This window comes from Agrobacterium tumefaciens (genome assembly GCA_025559845.1).
In the GTDB taxonomy this organism is placed as follows: Bacteria; Pseudomonadota; Alphaproteobacteria; order Rhizobiales; family Rhizobiaceae; genus Agrobacterium.
On record CP048470.1, the window covers coordinates 1,948,628 to 1,965,273 of the forward strand.

General features: G+C 56.0%; 14 protein-coding genes. 13 read left to right on the forward strand and 1 reads right to left on the reverse strand.

Annotated features, from left to right (window positions below; genetic code table 11):
• Positions 1-58: 58 nt before the first annotated feature.
• The 8 genes from FY156_25295 (at position 59) to glpD (ending at position 9,673) form a co-directional block, all read left to right on the forward strand.
• Positions 59-1,591: an acyl-CoA carboxylase subunit beta gene (locus FY156_25295; protein ID UXS04766.1), complete on the forward strand. Its 1,533-nt coding sequence runs from the start codon at positions 59-61 to the stop codon at positions 1,589-1,591.
• Positions 1,592-1,692: 101 nt separating this feature from the next.
• Entirely contained in the window at positions 1,693-2,589 is an 897-nt protein-coding gene (gene yghU / locus FY156_25300; GenBank protein UXS04767.1) for a glutathione-dependent disulfide-bond oxidoreductase, read from the forward strand.
• A gap of 125 nt (positions 2,590-2,714) precedes the next feature.
• A complete protein-coding gene (locus FY156_25305; protein ID UXS04768.1) occupies positions 2,715-3,092 on the forward strand; it encodes a hypothetical protein in 378 nt (125 codons plus the stop codon).
• Positions 3,040-3,321, forward strand: coding sequence for a hypothetical protein (locus tag FY156_25310; protein ID UXS04769.1), 282 nt, complete (start codon positions 3,040-3,042; stop codon positions 3,319-3,321). The genes FY156_25305 and FY156_25310 overlap by 53 nt, the downstream gene beginning before the upstream one ends.
• Positions 3,318-5,327, forward strand: a complete 2,010-nt coding sequence (locus FY156_25315; GenBank protein UXS04770.1) for an acetyl/propionyl/methylcrotonyl-CoA carboxylase subunit alpha — start codon at positions 3,318-3,320, stop codon at positions 5,325-5,327. The genes FY156_25310 and FY156_25315 overlap by 4 nt, the downstream gene beginning before the upstream one ends.
• A gap of 107 nt (positions 5,328-5,434) precedes the next feature.
• The gene (gene scpA, locus FY156_25320; GenBank protein ID UXS04771.1) at positions 5,435-7,576 is read left to right on the forward strand and encodes a methylmalonyl-CoA mutase; all 2,142 of its coding nucleotides are present in this window, start codon (positions 5,435-5,437) and stop codon (positions 7,574-7,576) included.
• 10 nt (positions 7,577-7,586) lie between these two features.
• Positions 7,587-8,009 (forward strand): methylmalonyl-CoA epimerase, encoded by a 423-nt coding sequence (mce, locus tag FY156_25325; GenBank protein UXS04772.1) that lies wholly within the window; start codon positions 7,587-7,589, stop codon positions 8,007-8,009.
• 152 nt (positions 8,010-8,161) lie between these two features.
• A complete protein-coding gene (glpD, locus tag FY156_25330; protein ID UXS04773.1) occupies positions 8,162-9,673 on the forward strand; it encodes a glycerol-3-phosphate dehydrogenase in 1,512 nt (503 codons plus the stop codon).
• A gap of 20 nt (positions 9,674-9,693) precedes the next feature.
• Here the strand turns inward: glpD and FY156_25335 are convergent, their stop codons facing one another.
• Complete coding sequence (locus FY156_25335; GenBank protein ID UXS04774.1) at positions 9,694-10,935, reverse strand: ROK family transcriptional regulator; 1,242 nt, start codon at positions 10,933-10,935, stop codon at positions 9,694-9,696.
• Positions 10,936-11,177: 242 nt separating this feature from the next.
• Here FY156_25335 and xylF point away from each other — a divergent pair, with 242 nt between their 5' ends.
• The 5 genes from xylF to FY156_25360 all read left to right on the forward strand — a co-directional run bounded on the left by xylF (position 11,178) and on the right by FY156_25360 (position 16,619).
• A complete protein-coding gene (xylF, locus tag FY156_25340; GenBank protein ID UXS04775.1) occupies positions 11,178-12,218 on the forward strand; it encodes a D-xylose ABC transporter substrate-binding protein in 1,041 nt (346 codons plus the stop codon).
• 80 nt (positions 12,219-12,298) lie between these two features.
• Positions 12,299-13,612, forward strand: coding sequence for a sugar ABC transporter permease (locus FY156_25345; GenBank protein ID UXS04776.1), 1,314 nt, complete (start codon positions 12,299-12,301; stop codon positions 13,610-13,612).
• A 19-nt stretch (positions 13,613-13,631) separates the two neighbouring features.
• A complete protein-coding gene (locus FY156_25350; GenBank protein UXS04777.1) occupies positions 13,632-14,414 on the forward strand; it encodes a sugar ABC transporter ATP-binding protein in 783 nt (260 codons plus the stop codon).
• A 522-nt stretch (positions 14,415-14,936) separates the two neighbouring features.
• The gene (locus FY156_25355) at positions 14,937-15,728 is read left to right on the forward strand and encodes a serine/threonine protein phosphatase (protein ID UXS04778.1); all 792 of its coding nucleotides are present in this window, start codon (positions 14,937-14,939) and stop codon (positions 15,726-15,728) included.
• A 333-nt stretch (positions 15,729-16,061) separates the two neighbouring features.
• Entirely contained in the window at positions 16,062-16,619 is a 558-nt protein-coding gene (locus FY156_25360; GenBank protein ID UXS04779.1) for an HNH endonuclease, read from the forward strand.
• Positions 16,620-16,646: the final 27 nt, after the last annotated feature.

The following is a 16,646-nucleotide window of genomic DNA, read 5'->3' on the forward strand; positions in this document are numbered from 1 at the left end:
CCTTCTTGGCAGCTTCATTCTCGGCTATTGATACCCTTGCAAATTGCGTGGAGGAAACATGTCAGGCATCATCGACCAACTGGAAGCCCGCCGAGCCGAAGCACGGATGGGAGGCGGCCAGAAACGCATTGATGCGCAACATGCCAAGGGCAAACTTACTGCCCGTGAGCGTGTCGAGGTGCTTCTTGATGAGGGGTCCTTCGAAGAATACGACATGTACGTCACGCACCGTGCGGTGGATTTTGGGATGGCGGACCAGAAGATCGCTGGTGATGGCGTTGTGACCGGCTGGGGGACTATCAACGGGCGGCAGGTTTACGTCTTTTCACAGGACTTCACCGTGCTCGGTGGCTCGCTTTCCGAAACGCATGCACAAAAGATCTGCAAGATCATGGATATGGCGGTTCGAAACGGCGCGCCTGTCATAGGTCTCAACGACAGCGGCGGCGCGCGTATCCAGGAAGGTGTTGCTTCCCTCGGCGGTTATGCCGATGTGTTCAAGCGCAATGTCGTGGCCTCCGGCGTCGTGCCGCAGATTTCGGTAATCATGGGGCCGTGCGCGGGCGGAGCGGTCTATTCTCCCGCCATGACTGACTTCATTTTCATGGTCCGTGATACGTCCTACATGTTCGTGACGGGACCGGACGTAGTAAAGACTGTGACCAATGAGATTGTTACGGCTGAAGAGCTTGGCGGTGCATCGACCCACACAAAGAAATCTTCGGTTGCTGATGGTGCTTATGAAAATGATATCGAGGCGCTGGAAGCTGTGCGCGCTCTTTTCGATTTCCTGCCGCTGAACAATCGCGACAAGCCGCCGATCCGTCCGTTTTACGACGATCCGGCCCGGCTTGAAGAGCGCCTCGATACACTGATCCCGGATAGTTCCAACAAGCCCTACGACATGAAGGAGTTGATCCACGCGCTGGCCGATGAGGGCGATTTCTTCGAGCTTCAGGAAGCTTTCGCCAAGAACATCATCACCGGTTTCATCCGTCTCGAAGGCCAGACGGTTGGTGTTGTCGCCAACCAGCCGATGGTGCTTGCCGGTTGCCTGGACATTGACAGTTCCCGCAAGGCAGCACGCTTTGTCCGTTTTTGCGATGCCTTCAACATTCCGCTGCTGACATTGGTCGATGTGCCCGGCTTCCTGCCGGGAACGGCGCAGGAATATGGCGGCGTGATCAAACACGGCGCTAAGTTGCTCTTTGCTTATTCGGAAGCGACCGTACCAATGGTCACGCTGATTACCCGCAAGGCTTACGGTGGAGCCTATGATGTCATGGCGTCGAAACATATTGGTGCCGATGTGAACTACGCATGGCCGACAGCAGAAATCGCGGTCATGGGCGCAAAGGGGGCTGCTGAAATCCTCTACCGCTCAGAGCTTGCCGATCCGGACAAGATTGCTGCCCGCACCAAAGAATATGAAGAGCGCTTTGCAAATCCCTTTGTTGCGGCAGAACGTGGCTTCATTGACGAAGTCATCATGCCGCATTCATCGCGCCGTCGCATCGCGCGCGCCTTCGCTGCCTTGCGCAACAAGCAGGTCGAAACGCGGTGGAAGAAACACGACACGATACCGCTATGAAGGAGGCGACCTTTAAAAACGCTTCGGCAACCTTACTATAGTGATGTTGAGGCGTCCGGTTTGATCCGGCGCAGTCTTTCAAAAGCACAAGGACAGATTTCATGGCCGAGAATTCCCCCGCAGATAATTTCCCCGCCGGTTACGTGGTGCCGAAGGTCTGGACCTGGGACAAGGGCAATGGTGGTGCGTTTGCCAGTATCAACCGGCCGATCGCCGGTCCGACGCAGGAGAAGGAATTGCCTGTCGGCAAGCACCCCTTGCAGCTTTATTCGCTGGCAACACCGAACGGCCAGAAGGTCGGGATCATGCTGGAGGAAGTGTTGGCTGCAGGTCACAAGGGTGCAGAATACGATGCATGGCTTATCAAGATCGGCGACGGCGATCAGTTCGGCTCCGGTTTTGTCAGCGTCAATCCGAACTCAAAGATCCCTGCATTGATGGATCACTCCACGCCGGAACCAACAAGGGTGTTCGAGAGTGGCTCCATTCTGGTCTACCTCGCAGAAAAATTCGACGCGTTCCTGCCTAAGGAACACAAAGCCCGTACAGAAGCTTTGAACTGGCTGTTCTGGCAAATGGGCTCTGCACCATTCCTTGGTGGCGGTTTTGGTCACTTTTATGCCTATGCGCCGATCAAGATTAAATACGCCATCGACCGTTACGCGATGGAAGTGAAGCGCCAGCTCGACGTGCTGGACCGGCATCTGGCTGAAAACCGCTATCTGGCAGGGAGCGACTATTCTATCGCCGACATGGCTGTCTGGCCCTGGTATGGCAAGATTGCACTCGGTCAGGCCTATGGCGACGCAGGTGCATTCCTTGAAGCGGACGGCTACAAGAACGTCATGCGCTGGACGCTGGAGATTGGCGAACGCCCTGCGGTAAAGCGCGGGTCCATGGTCAACAAGACCTCGGGCGATCCGTCAGAGCAACTGCATGAACGCCACGATGCCTCTGACTTCGATACGAAGACGCAGGACAAGATCGGCAAGGCATGATCAAAGCGCCTCTCGCAAACGTGCGATGGGTTAGGCGAGAACGGCGCGCAACGAAATAAAGCTGAAAGCATGTCGCGAATCTGAAAGACCGCGACATGCTCTAGAAGACGAAAAAGGGAAAGACCATGGCGAACCTGCCTGAAATGACCAAGCATAGGGGATTTCCGTCCGGCATGCCGAGCACGGGCGTCCAGTTCACGATACGTCGCGCCAATCCAAAAGGGGTGACGCCTATCAAGATGATTCCGAGAAGGGCACGCAACGATACCAAGGAACACCGCATCGACGCTGCCTTCCTGCACTCGCTCTGGCATCATTTCGGTGCCGAACCATTCGAGCGCGGTAATCTCGATGCCGCCCGCCTCAACCTGCTGTTTGGCCGTGAGGTCGTGGCTGCAGACAAGAACTTCGATCCGCTTTCATACCAGGCAATGCTGAGGATCGACGAACGTGTTGCGCGGCAGAATTTCCCGGAGTCTTTCGAGAACTTTTTCGAGATTTGATGTAGTTGTCCGCCAGCAAGGGCCACGGTTCGATGTCGACAAACACCAAGTTCTTGAGTTTGGGCAGCGACATGGAAAAACGGTAATTCTGGTGGTCGATTATGACCGCATGCATGCCGATGGTTACAGTTTTTATCATGCCGACAATGGTGTCTGGCTTGCCGATGCGGTTCCTGTCGCGAATTTCGCATTGACTGAAAATGACGTCGCGGGAGGCGACGGCAAATGATCAAGAAAATTCTCATTGCCAATAGAGGCGAAATCGCCTGTCGGGTTATCAAAACGGCGAAGAAACTGGGGATCGCCACAGTTGCGGTTTATTCCGATGCCGATGCCAATGCGCTGCATGTGAAAATGGCGGATGAGGCGGTCCATATCGGACCGGCGCCCTCTTCTCAGTCATATATCGTCATTGAGAAAATTCTCGATGCGATCAAGAAAACCGGCGCAGATGCCGTGCATCCAGGCTACGGGTTCTTGTCGGAAAATGCTGCATTCGCTGAGGCTCTGGAAAAGGCGGGTGTGACCTTTATCGGTCCACCGGTCGGTGCCATCAAGGCAATGGGTGACAAGATCACCTCCAAGAAGCTGGCGGCTGAAGCGGGTGTTTCGACCGTACCCGGCCATATGGATTTGATCGCGGATGCCGATGAGGCAGTGAGAATTGCTACAGAGATCGGTTATCCCGTCATGATCAAGGCATCCGCTGGTGGTGGCGGCAAGGGCATGCGCATCGCCTGGAATGATACGGAAGCACGCGAGGGGTTCCAGTCTTCGAAAAACGAGGCGAAGGCCTCCTTTGGTGATGATCGAATCTTCATTGAAAAGTTCGTGACCGAACCGCGCCACATCGAAATTCAGGTCTTGGGGGACAAGCACGGGACAGTGCTCTATCTTGGCGAGCGCGAGTGCTCCATCCAGCGTCGAAATCAGAAAGTCATCGAAGAGGCACCGTCTCCGTTTCTGGATGAGACGACACGCCGCGCGATGGGTGAGCAGGCTGTGGCGCTGGCCAAAGCTGTGGGCTATCACTCTGCCGGGACTGTCGAATTCATCGTCGATGGCAAGGCGAACAAGTTCTATTTTCTTGAAATGAACACCCGTCTCCAGGTGGAGCATCCCGTTACCGAGCTTGTGACGGGCATCGATCTGGTCGAACAGATGATCCGTGTCGCATCCGGAGAAAAACTGACCTTCCGTCAGGAAGAGGTGAGATTAAACGGCTGGGCGGTCGAAAGCCGTCTTTATGCGGAAGATCCCTATCGTAATTTTCTGCCATCGATCGGCAGGCTGACCCGATACCGTCCACCGCAGGAGGGATCTCGGGACAACGGTACTGTTGTCCGCAACGACACCGGTGTTTTCGAGGGCGGTGAAATCTCGATGTATTATGATCCGATGATAGCGAAGCTCTGCACTTGGGCGCCGGATCGTCTAACTGCCATTGATGCAATGGCGGATGCATTGGATCGGTTTGAGGTCGAAGGCATCGGTCATAACCTGCCGTTTCTTTCTGCAGTCATGCAGCACGAGCGTTTCCGCGACGGCCGTCTGACGACCGGCTTCATCGCCGAGGAGTTTCCGGATGGTTTCACCGGGGTTGATCCCGACGAAACGATGAGGCGAAAATTGTCGGCGGTAGCAGCTGTTATCCATCAGCGTCTCCAGGCCCGAGCAGTCGAGATTTCCGGGACCATTGGCAACCACCGCCGTATCGTTGGCAATGACTGGATCGTGTCGTCTGGTGTATCGTCAAACCACCGGGTACGAGTTGAGGCAAACGCCGATGGAGGCGTTGCCCGCTTCAAGGACAATGAGGCGCTGGCAGTCTCTACCAGTTGGTTGCCGGGGCTGACACTCGGCCTGTTTAAAGTTGATGGTGAGGTTCTTTCCATTAAGGTTGATCTTACTGTTTCAGCCATTCGCCTTCGGCTGCAGGGTGTTGATGGGCTTTTCCGGGTCCGTAGCCCTCGCGTTGCAGAACTCGCGCAACTGATGCCGGAAAAGCTGCCGCCGGATACATCGAAATTGCTCTTGTGCCCCATGCCCGGGGTCATCACAGGCATCTCTGTTCAGGAGGGAGAAGATGTCGAAGCCGGTCAGGCACTCGCGACCGTCGAGGCGATGAAGATGGAGAATATCCTTCGTGCTGAAAAGCGCGGACGGGTTTCAAAAGTTGCCGCCAAACCGGGTGACAGTCTCGCTGTGGACGAAATCATCCTGGAATTCGAATAGTTGGGAACGGATTTAAGGCGCGGGCGGTTGTCACGGCGTCAACAGGGTCACGGCCGCACTTGTGGCAGGCCGTGAAAAACGCAGAGACGGCAGAAGGGATGAGGTGCATGTCCGACGAAAAGAAGCGCAACGACTGGCAGCTTCTTGCCGAAAAGGAACTGAAGCGTTCGCCCGATGATATTGTCTGGCATACGCCGGAGGGTATCGACATCAAGCCGGTTTACACGGCCAGTGACATTGCTGACGTAGCCCATCTCGATAGTCTTCCCGGGTTTTCTCCTTTTGTGCGCGGTCCTCGTGCCACCATGTATGCCGGTCGTCCCTGGACAATTCGCCAATATGCCGGTTTTTCGACGGCAGAGGCGTCCAACGCCTTTTACCGCAAGGCATTGGCTGCCGGACAGCAAGGCGTTTCGGTGGCTTTCGACCTTGCAACACATCGCGGTTACGATAGCGACCATCCGCGTGTTGAGGGCGACGTCGGCAAGGCCGGAGTGGCGATCGACAGTGTCGAGGATATGAAGATCCTGTTCGACGGCATTCCGCTCGAGAAGGTTTCAGTGTCGATGACCATGAATGGCGCCGTCATTCCGGTTCTGGCGAATTTCATAGTTGCGGGAGAGGAGCAGGGTGTTTCGCGTGCCGAGCTTTCGGGCACCATACAGAACGACATTCTCAAGGAGTTCATGGTCCGCAATACCTACATCTATCCGCCCGAGCCGTCGATGCGTATCATTGCCGATATCATCGAATACACGGCGAAGGAGATGCCGAAGTTCAACTCGATTTCCATTTCCGGCTACCACATGCAGGAAGCCGGAGCGACGCTGGTTCAGGAACTGGCTTTCACGCTGGCAGATGGTCGTGAGTATGTCCGTGCCGCACTCGCCAAGGGCTTGAATGTCGATGATTTCGCCGGCCGCCTGTCATTCTTTTTCGCCATCGGCATGAATTTCTTCATGGAGGCGGCGAAGTTGCGTGCTGCACGTCTGCTCTGGTCGCGCATCATGGAAGAGTTCAAACCCCAAAAGCCATCGTCGCTCATGCTCCGCACCCATTGCCAAACATCGGGCGTATCACTTCAGGAGCAGGACCCTTACAACAATATCGTGCGTACTGCTTTCGAAGCGATGTCCGCGGTTCTCGGTGGTACGCAGTCGTTGCATACGAATTCCTTTGACGAGGCGATTGCCCTGCCGACGGAGTTTTCGGCACGTATTGCCCGCAACACCCAGCTTATCCTTCAGCACGAGACCGGTGTGACCAAGGTTGTCGATCCCCTGGCTGGTTCCTACTATGTCGAGAGCCTGACGACAGAACTGGCAGAAAAGGCGTGGGCACTGATCGATGAGGTCGAAGCCCTTGGTGGTATGACCAAGGCTGTGGCCGAAGGCTTGCCCAAGCGACTGATCGAAGAAGCTGCGACCCGCCGTCAGGCAGCCGTAGACAAGGGCGAGGAGGTCATTGTCGGGGTCAACCGTTACAGACTTGAAACGGAAGACGAAATCGAGGTTCTCGATATCGACAACGCGGCTGTGCGGGCGGCGCAAGTTCGCCGGATTGCGGATACGAGGCGGCGTCGAAACGCCAAGGAAGCAGAATCTGCCTTGGCAGCTTTGTCCGAGGTGGCGCGCAGCGGAACGGGCAATATTCTCGAGGCTGCCGTGGTGGCTGCCCGGGCCCGCGCGACGGTCGGCGAGATATCTGATGCACTTCGCTCGGCCTACGGGGACCATGCGGCAGTTCCAGAAGTGGTCAGCGATATCTATGGTGAAGCCTATAAGAACGAGCCGGAGCTTGCTACACTCGCTGCCCGCCTTTCGGGCGTGGCGGAAAAGGTTGGCACCAAACCGCGCATCATGGTCGCCAAGCTTGGGCAGGACGGACATGATCGCGGTGCTAAGGTCATCGCTTCGGCCTTCGGTGATATCGGTTTCGATGTGATTGCCGGGCCGCTGTTCCAAACCCCGGACGAAGCCGCAGACCTCGCCGTGAAGAACAGAGTGCATGTCGTCGGCATGTCGTCGCTGGCGGCGGGGCACAAGACGCTGGCTCCGCAGCTTGTCGAAGCCCTTAAAGCCAAGGGCGCACAGGATATCATCGTGGTGGCCGGTGGGGTCATTCCGCGTCAGGACTACCAGTTCCTGCTCGACCACGGCGTTTCGGCCATTTTCGGACCGGGCACCAATGTCATGGATGCGGCCAACAAGGTGCTCGACCTTCTGGAAGGCATCCGCCGCAACGCGTGAGGAAACAGGAATGTTTGGAAAACTGAACCACATCGCCATCGCGGTGCCGGATCTCGATGCCTCCGTGGCGCATTACAGGGCACTCGGGGCTGCCGTGTCGGAACCGCAATCGCTACCGGAACATGGCGTGACCGTCGTGTTCATTCAGGCCGACAATACCAAAATCGAGTTGTTGTATCCGTTGGGAGAAGGGTCTCCTATCGCTGCGTTTCTCGGCAGGAATCCAATGGGCGGCATGCACCATATCTGTTTCGAGGTGCCTGATATTTTGGTCGCCCGCGACGGTCTTGTTGCGAAGGGCATTCGTATTCTCGGAGATGGAGAACCCAAAACAGGTGCACATGGCAATCCGGTTCTCTTTCTACATCCCAAGGACATGTCGGGAGTGCTTTACGAACTGGAAGAAGTCAAATCCCCGCCGACACATGTCTGAAACACAACTGCCGTAGGGCTGCGTCGACTTAAGACATGCGCGTGAAATCGAATGTTCGTTTCCTTTCTTTTGACATTCGTTTAATTTTCGTTTTTATGGTTGCTGTCTTTCAACGGCCGAGGAAATCGGCCCGGTAACGACGTGGAGGCAGCATGTCTGGCAAAAAAATATACGACATTTTCGTGATTGGCGGTGGCGTGAACGGCTGCGGGATTGCGCGCGATGCGGCAGGCCGTGGTTATTCTGTTGCGCTTGCGGAAAAGGGTGATTTTGCCTCTGGCACGTCGTCTGCTGCAACCAAGCTGATCCATGGCGGTCTGCGTTATCTCGAACATTACGAATTCCGGCTGGTGCGCGAAGCGCTGATGGAGCGCGAGGTGCTGTGGGCGATGGCGCCGCACATCATCTGGCCGATGCGCTTCGTGCTGCCGTTCCAGAAAGGCGGCGTGCGCCCGGCCTGGCTGATCCGGCTCGGCCTGTTTCTCTATGACCACCTGGGTGGCCGCAAGCTGTTGCCGGCGACGAAGACTCTCGACCTTCGCCGTGATGTGGCCGGCAAGCCGCTGAAGCCGGTGTTTGCCACGGCGTTCGAATATTCCGATGGCTGGGTCGATGATGCGCGTTTTGTGGTGCTGAATGCCCGCGATGCGCAACAGCGCGGTGCGACGATCCTGAACCGCACCCGCGTGGTGTCGGCACGGCGCGAGGATGGCCTGTGGCGGATCGAGACCTTTGACGAAAAGAGCGGGCAGGCGGGTGTCTATACGGCCCGCATGCTGGTCAATGCCTCCGGTCCCTGGGTCGATACGGTGCTGTCAGGCGTGTTCGGCCGCAACAATGTGCACAATGTCCGGTTGGTGCAGGGTAGCCATATCATCGTGAAGAAGAAGTTTGCCGATCCGCGTGCCTACTTCTTCCAGAACCCGGATGGGCGTATCATCTTCGCCATCCCCTATGAGCGGGATTTTACGCTGATCGGCACGACCGACCGCGACTATACCGGCGATCCGGCCCATGTGCGTATCAGCGCCGAAGAGACGAGCTATCTGTGCAATGCGGCAAGCGAGTATTTCTCCGAGCCGGTCAAGGCTGAAGATATCGTCTGGACCTATTCGGGGGTTCGCCCGCTGTTCGATGATGGTGCATCGAAGGCGCAGGAAGCAACGCGCGATTACGTCCTGAAGGTGGAAGGCGCCGATGGCGAGGCACCGCTTCTCAACGTGTTCGGCGGCAAGCTGACAACCTACCGTCGCCTGGCCGAGCATGCGCTGGAAAAGATCGGTTCAGCCATTGGAGCAAAGGGCAACGCGTGGACAGCGTCTTCCCATCTGCCGGGCGGTGACTTCGGGGTGAATGGTTATGAGGAACAGGTGAAGGCGCTTTTGGCTCGCTACCCGTTCCTTGAGCGTGTGCATGGTGAGCGACTGGTGCGCAACTACGGTACGGATGCTGGTGAGTTGCTTGGCGCTGCATCGGGCGTTGCCGATCTCGGTCGCCACTTCGGTGGAACGCTCTATGAGATCGAGGTGCGCTGGCTGGTCGAACGTGAATGGGCCGTCACCGCAGATGACATCCTCTGGAGACGCACAAAACAGGGTTTGCGGTTAAGCAAGGAGCAGATCGCCGGGCTCAACGACTTCTTGCGGGTGCCTGAAGCGGCCTGACCGCTCGTGCAGCAAATCGTTCAATCCGTATTGGCGTTTCTGCCGTTTTTCAGCACGCTGTCCTGTGTAAGGATATAGTCGTCTGCAGCCGACAGAGCGAGGTCCAGATGGCCTTCGAAAACCAATTCGGATTCATCGGGTCTAATCTGGAGTTTCGGCATTCCGCCAAAACGAACGGCCTGAGATTGGGCGAGGCCGTCGGTGATCCCGCTTTCCAGAAGGTCGAAATATCGTGTGCCCGGTCCTGTCAGGTAAACAGGCATGTGGCCGTGCAGGCTGAAGAGCCGTGACAGTCCGTTGCCAAGCGACAGTCCGGCTGTACGAAAGGCAAGACGTGGCATGCGTGCGCCAACACGTGCGGCGACAGCAATCTTGTCGACTTCTGCGACTGGCACGAATTTAGCCGGTTCGGCATGGGCTGGCGCTTCAAAGGCTGAACGGAGGATCGCGTAAAAACCGCTATAGGCCTCGATACAGCCTCTCGTGCCGCAACGGCACAAGGCACCGTCAGCGAGATGGAGCATGTGCCCGAAATTGGGGGCGCTGAGGTCGATGGTGTCACCGTTTCGTCGCGCAATCCCAAGTCCGATGCTGTGACCCAATGACAAGGTGACAAGCGCCTCTGCGCCGGCCGCCAGCTCATCTCGCATGTTTTCCCTGATTGCCACCGCTTTTGCTGCAAGCAGGGTTTCATTGTTCAGAGTGACCCGAACATGCCCGTTCTCGCCCAGAATTTCCTGAAAGTTGATTTTCTCGTTACCCAGTACCGGCGACCAGACAAGCGTGGCGTAGGTCGTGTCGACCAATCCTTTACTGCTGATGGAGATCTGGAGAATGTCTGCTCTAGATATGTGTGAACGTAGTGCGAGCCTTTCCATGCCGGCGACGATGGAGTTGGCGAACGTACCTTTTGCGGTCACGTTCCGTTGTTCTGCGAACCTGTCGACCAGTTTGCCCGAGTAATCCACAAGCGAATACTGCACGCTGTCGGACGAGATGATGATAATTGCGACGTAGCAAAACGCTCCGTTTGGACCAAAGAGAATTCGGGGACGTCCGCGTCCTGCAGCGTTTTGTTGTTCCTTGCGCTGTATCAGTCCAGTCCGTTCAAGATCTGCGGTTATGGCAGAGACCGTCGCTGATGCCAGTCCGGTGAAAGATGACAGATCCGTGTGTGACAGGCTGCCTTGGCGACGAAGGGCCGACAGCACCGAAAGGCTGTTTTTCTGGCGCACCAGTTCGGTACTTGCAATGACGGACATGTGCCGTGTCTGCTCCCTGAAGGGTCTGTTCTTGTTGTGCCTGCGGGCATGCCAATGGCCGAAGCCACAAGCCAAATCAAGACACCAAAGGACTACCCGCAGCCGTTGTTGACAGCCTGGGGAATCTCTGACATTAATTTTCTCGACTGTCGAGAAAATTGTGAAATCACAGTGGCCGGCAGCAGTTTTCGGGCGGTTTTCCTGCATGGAGGTGCAGGCTTCGCCCTTACCGGGAGGACATCATGAATTCATTTGCCAAGCTTTTGGCGGGCACCGCTGTGCTCGTTTCTCTGCATACCGCCGCTATTGCTGCCGACCTCGTCGTGGGCGTTTCCTGGTCCAACTTCCAGGAAGAGCGCTGGAAGACCGATGAGGCAGCGATCAAATCCGCACTGGAAAAAGCCGGAGCGAAATATATTTCTGCGGATGCTCAGTCATCAGCTGCCAAGCAGCTGACGGACGTTGAATCGCTGATCTCGCAGGGCGCCAATGCGCTTATCATTCTTGCGCAGGACAGCGACGCAATCGGCCCGGCGGTAGAAAAGGCCGTTGCTGAGGGTATTCCGGTCGTTGGTTATGACCGCCTGATCGAAAACCAGAGCGCGTTCTATATTACCTTCGATAACAAGGAAGTTGGACGTTTGCAGGCTGCTGAAGTCTTCAAGGTCAAACCTGAAGGCAACTACGTCTTCATCAAGGGGTCGTCTGCCGATCCGAACGCCGACTTCCTGTTTGCCGGGCAGCAGGAGGTCCTGAAAGCCGCTGTTGACAGCGGCAAGATCAAGAATGTCGGCGAAGCCTATACGGATGGCTGGAAGCCAGAAAACGCCCAGAAAAACATGGAGCAGTTCCTGACCAAGAATAACAACAAGGTCGATGCTGTTGTTGCTTCGAATGATGGAACGGCTGGCGGTGCAATCGCTGCTCTGGCGGCGCAGGGTCTTGCAGGTTCCGTTCCTGTTTCGGGTCAGGATGCTGACTTTGCAGCCCTTAATCGAGTTGCGCTCGGCACGCAGACGGTTTCCGTCTGGAAGGACAGCCGTGAACTGGGCAAGGAAGCAGCGGGCATCGCGCTGGAACTTGCCGGTGGCAAGAAGATGACAGAAATCAAAGGTGTGACGACCTTTGAAGGTGGTCCGAAGAAGGTCGCGATGCAGTCGGTATTCCTCAAGCCGGTTGCCATCACCAAGGACAACCTCGGTGTTGTGATCGACGCTGGCTGGATCAAGAAAGAAACAGCTTGCCAGGGTGTGAAGGCCGGAACCGTCAAGGCCTGCAACTGATACATCAAGTGTCCGAGCTTGGGCGCTGCGCTGCAGATTGTGGCGCGGCGCCTTTCAGCCGTGAGGAGGACCGGCAGTCCATGGCCGACATTACCCAAACCAATTCAACCACGCCGTCCAAGAGCGACAAATCTGGTTCAATTGCGCGCTTCATTGGCGCGACCGAACTGGACACTCGTCTTCTTGGCATGGTCGGTGCGCTTCTTCTGATCTGGATAGGATTTCATATCCTTTCCGGCGGCCTGTTTCTGACGCCGCGAAACCTCTGGAACCTGTCGGTACAGACAGCCTCCGTTGCAGTTATGGCAACGGGGATGGTGCTTGTAATAGTAACCCGCAATATTGATCTCTCGGTCGGATCCATACTTGGCTTTTCCGGCATGATCATGGGTGTGACCCAAGCAGAGATTTTGCCGCAGATCCTCGGTTTCGAACACGGCGCGACATGGATCATCACGCTTTTGGTCGGCATTCTCGTCGGTGGTGGCATAGGCATGCTGCAAGGCTCCATCATTGCCTTCCTCAATGTGCCGTCCTTTATTGTCACGCTTGGTGGCCTGCTGGTTTGGCGTGGTGGTACGTGGTTCATCACCAGTGGTCGTACGGTTGCCCCAATGGACTCGACCTTCCGGCTTATGGGTGGTGGCACAAGCGGGTCGATTGGCGCTACGTGGAGCTGGATCGCTGCCATCGTCGCCTGTCTCGCCATTGTTGCAGCGATCCTGAATTCAAGGCACCAGCGTCGCCGTTTTGGCTTTCCATTGCGTCCCGTCTGGGCGGAGTATTTTCTGGCAGCACTCGGCTGCTTCATCGTTATTGGCTTCGTTGCGATCGTGAACAGCTATCCGTGGCCGGTCAACATCGCCCGCAACTACGCGGATGCGAATGGTATCGCTTGGCCGGATGGTGGCTTGTTCATCTCTCATGGCATTGCCATCCCGGTGCTGATGGCGCTCGCTGTCGGTGCCGTGATGACATTTATTGCCACTCGGCTGCGCTTTGGCCGTTATGTCTTTGCCATTGGCGGAAATCCGGAGGCGGCGGAATTGGCGGGGATCAAAACCCGCTGGGTGACGGTGAAGATATTCACGTTGATGGGCGTGCTCTGCGCCATCGCAGCCGCAATATCGACAGCTCGACTTAACGCCGCAACCAACGCGCAAGGCGAGCTGGATGAACTCTACACCATCGCCGCCGCAGTGATCGGCGGGACGTCGCTTGCTGGCGGTGTCGGAACGATAGCGGGCGCGATGCTCGGTGCGCTGGTCATGCAGTCGTTGCAGTCCGGAATGGTGCTTGTGGGGATCGATACGCCTTTCCAACGCATCGTCGTTGGCGTGGTGCTCGTCGTTGCCGTGTGGCTCGACACCATCTACCGCGCTCGCGCAAAGTAAGAACCGAGGAGACACCGATATGGTTGAACAAATCACTCCCCTCGTGGAAATGCGTAACATTTCCATTTCCTTCGGCGGTATTCATGCGGTGGAAAACGCCTCCGTCGATCTTTTCCCCGGAGAGGTCGTGGCCCTACTGGGACACAATGGCGCGGGAAAATCGACGCTCATCAAGATTCTTTCCGGCGCCTACAGGCGGGATAACGGAGAAATTCTCATCAACGGCGAGGATGCGGATATCCGCAATCCCCGCGACGCCAAGAAATACGGGATCGAGACGATCTATCAGACCCTGGCCGTCGCCGACAACGTCGACGCCGCAGCAAATCTTTATCTCGGACGTGAGCTGAAGACGAAGTGGGGTACGTTGGATGACGTTGCCATGGAAGCCTCGGCGCGTGAGGTCATGGGGCGGTTGAACCCGAATTTCAGACGCTTCAAGGAGCCGGTGAAGGCGCTTTCAGGTGGTCAGCGGCAGTCCGTCGCGATTGCACGGGCCATTCTGTTTGATGCCCGCATCCTCATTATGGATGAACCAACTGCAGCGCTTGGTCCCCAGGAGACGGCGCAGGTCGGTGATCTAGTAAAGGAATTGAAACGGCAGGGGATTGGCATCTTTCTCATCAGCCACGATATCCATGACGTGTTCGATCTCGCCGATCGGGTATTCGTGATGAAAAACGGAAAGGTTGTTGGTCACGCCCGCACACAGGATGTGACGAAGGACGAGGTCCTTGGCATGATCATCCTCGGCAAGGTGCCGGCTGGTGCGGTGCCCGGTCCGGGTGCGACGCAATCCTGACCCGATTTTCAGCTTGTACTCACTTCAATCCAATTGGCGTTCGTTTGCCCTTAGATCACGGCGCAACATGGTCTGAATCGGGTGAGGTTGGAACATAGTTATGATCTGGTGGGCACCGGGTAGCCGGTGCTCATTTCTATTTTCGCGAGAGCCAAAGGAAAATTTAGGATCCGCACAAATTTGGGCGGCCCACTTGGCCTGATGAATCGCAGAAATTTTGTTAATGCGCTCGTTTCACCATAGGGCGCACGGCACCAGGAGTTTGAATAGTCCCTTGGAAAATAGGGCAGGACTCGCGCCATGTGGCCCAGCAGTTGATTGCAAACTACCTGAAAATTAGGTTTGCGGAGAATTGAGCGACCTCCACCGAAAATGTGTCGGTTTAAAAAAACGAAGCGAATATCATCGATACAGAAGTAGTCTTCACATAGGGCTCGGTGTAAGGGAAATGTAATCCACGATGTTTGGCGTGGCACGCCCTCTGCCGGGTGTTCGAGTGGAAGTGGAGATTGCCTTCTGGTTATGTTGCGTATTTTTAAGACGCTGTTTACCCGCAGAAGCCCCGAGTTTTTAAAGGCACCGCCACGCCGGCGGATTGATTTGGGAGCCGGGACCTCCGCATTCTCGCTTTACGCGATCGGCGATGTGCACGGCAGGTTGGACCTGCTTCTTGATGCCGAGCGAAAGATCATGAATGACCTCAAAACGTGGAACGGCCGAGGGCTCATCATAATGTTGGGCGATTACATTGACCGTGGACCAAACTCAGCGGGTGTTATCTCGCATCTATTGGGTCGCACACCAGATAATCTGAAACGCATTTGTATTTGCGGGAACCACGAAAGTGCCTTCCAAAGTTTTATGCGCGATCCTCTCAGGAATATGTGGTGGTTGGACTTAGGAGGGAGGAACACACTCCTTTCGTATGGGATTGACCCAGATTATTACATTGACCAGCGTAAACGTTCGGTTGGGGATCTTGGGAGAGCAATGCTCGAGGCGATACCTCCGGAGCACAAAGAGTTCCTGGAAAACCTGCCGATTAGTGTCCAGAGTGGAAAGTATTTCTTCGTCCACGCGGGCGTACGGCCCGGGATACCGCTTGATGAACAGTCGGAAGACGATCTGATGTGGATTCGCGAGCCCTTTTTGTCCAACGGACCAGGCCTACCGATTACAGTTGTTCATGGACACACGCCAGTGGAGGCGCCACGGCTTTTTAAAGATCGCATCGGAATCGACACTGGCGCTGTGAATACAGGCCGACTTGCGATCTTAAAAATTAGTTCCGGGCATCCAACGCTCCTCGTCTAGGAGGCGTAGAACTCGGTTTCGCTCCGGCTCGGATGTCGTTAGATCTGGCGCAGTCTCAAACGCGATCGCTAACAGTGAACGTTTCCCGCCAAGTATCTTAAAGCCAGTTCTGACCCCAAATATTTTCTGCTATTGTGAGCGTAATGGGCATTGGCTTGGCTGACCATGTTCCAGTTTGAATGCTCGTTCCTGAAGGGCAGCTGGACGCATGTTTCTGAGCTTTCGTGGCGGTTAAAATACAGTCGGCATGCCGCGTAATTTATAGGCTTCACAATCCTGTAACAACGGCCCTAATATATGAAATGCAGATGCCGAATCGGTCAGGAGACGCCCTTGACGATTGCAGTTTCACCACAGGCCCTGCCGGCGCTCGTTTTGAACGCAGACTATAGGCCACTGAGTTATTACCCCTTGTCGTTATGGTCCTGGCAGGACGCGATCAAGGCTGTATTCCTAGACCGTGTGAACATTATTGCCGAGTACGATCACGCGGTCTCGTCCCCCAGCTTTTCTATGCGGCTGCCGAGTGTCGTCAGCCTCAAGACCTATGTGCAACCAACCCGCAACCCTGCATTTACGCGCTTCAACGTTTTCCTGCGTGACAAGTTCGAGTGCCAGTATTGCGGTTCTCGGGATGATCTCACGTTCGATCACGTCATTCCGCGCGCTCATGGCGGCGAAACAACCTGGCACAACGTCGTGGCAGCGTGCTCACCATGCAATCTCAGGAAAGGGAGCAAGCTTCCCAAGCAGGCGGGCATGTTCCCCTATCAGCGGCCTTTCCAGCCGACGGTTCAGGATTTGCACAATAACGGGCGGTCGTTTCCGCCGAATTATTTGCACGAGAGCTGGATGGACTATCTTTACTGGGACACGGAGCTGCAACCCTGATCTGTAAGGGTCGCAGCTTCGTTTCTG

Excerpts from the sequence above, each read along its gene's own strand:
- scpA (UXS04771.1), top strand. The coding sequence starts at position 5,435 with ATGTCCGACGAAAAGAAGCGCAACGACTGGCAGCTTCTTGCCGAAAAG.
- glpD (UXS04773.1), top strand. The coding sequence starts at position 8,162 with ATGTCTGGCAAAAAAATATACGACATTTTCGTGATTGGCGGTGGCGTG.
- FY156_25355 (UXS04778.1), top strand. The coding sequence starts at position 14,937 with ATGTTGCGTATTTTTAAGACGCTGTTTACCCGCAGAAGCCCCGAGTTT.
- yghU (UXS04767.1), top strand. The coding sequence starts at position 1,693 with ATGGCCGAGAATTCCCCCGCAGATAATTTCCCCGCCGGTTACGTGGTG.
- FY156_25335 (UXS04774.1), bottom strand. The coding sequence starts at position 10,935 with ATGTCCGTCATTGCAAGTACCGAACTGGTGCGCCAGAAAAACAGCCTT.
- FY156_25315 (UXS04770.1), top strand. The coding sequence starts at position 3,318 with ATGATCAAGAAAATTCTCATTGCCAATAGAGGCGAAATCGCCTGTCGG.
- xylF (UXS04775.1), top strand. The coding sequence starts at position 11,178 with ATGAATTCATTTGCCAAGCTTTTGGCGGGCACCGCTGTGCTCGTTTCT.
- FY156_25295 (UXS04766.1), top strand. The coding sequence starts at position 59 with ATGTCAGGCATCATCGACCAACTGGAAGCCCGCCGAGCCGAAGCACGG.
- FY156_25350 (UXS04777.1), top strand. The coding sequence starts at position 13,632 with ATGGTTGAACAAATCACTCCCCTCGTGGAAATGCGTAACATTTCCATT.
- FY156_25305 (UXS04768.1), top strand. The coding sequence starts at position 2,715 with ATGGCGAACCTGCCTGAAATGACCAAGCATAGGGGATTTCCGTCCGGC.
- mce (UXS04772.1), top strand. The coding sequence starts at position 7,587 with ATGTTTGGAAAACTGAACCACATCGCCATCGCGGTGCCGGATCTCGAT.
- FY156_25345 (UXS04776.1), top strand. The coding sequence starts at position 12,299 with ATGGCCGACATTACCCAAACCAATTCAACCACGCCGTCCAAGAGCGAC.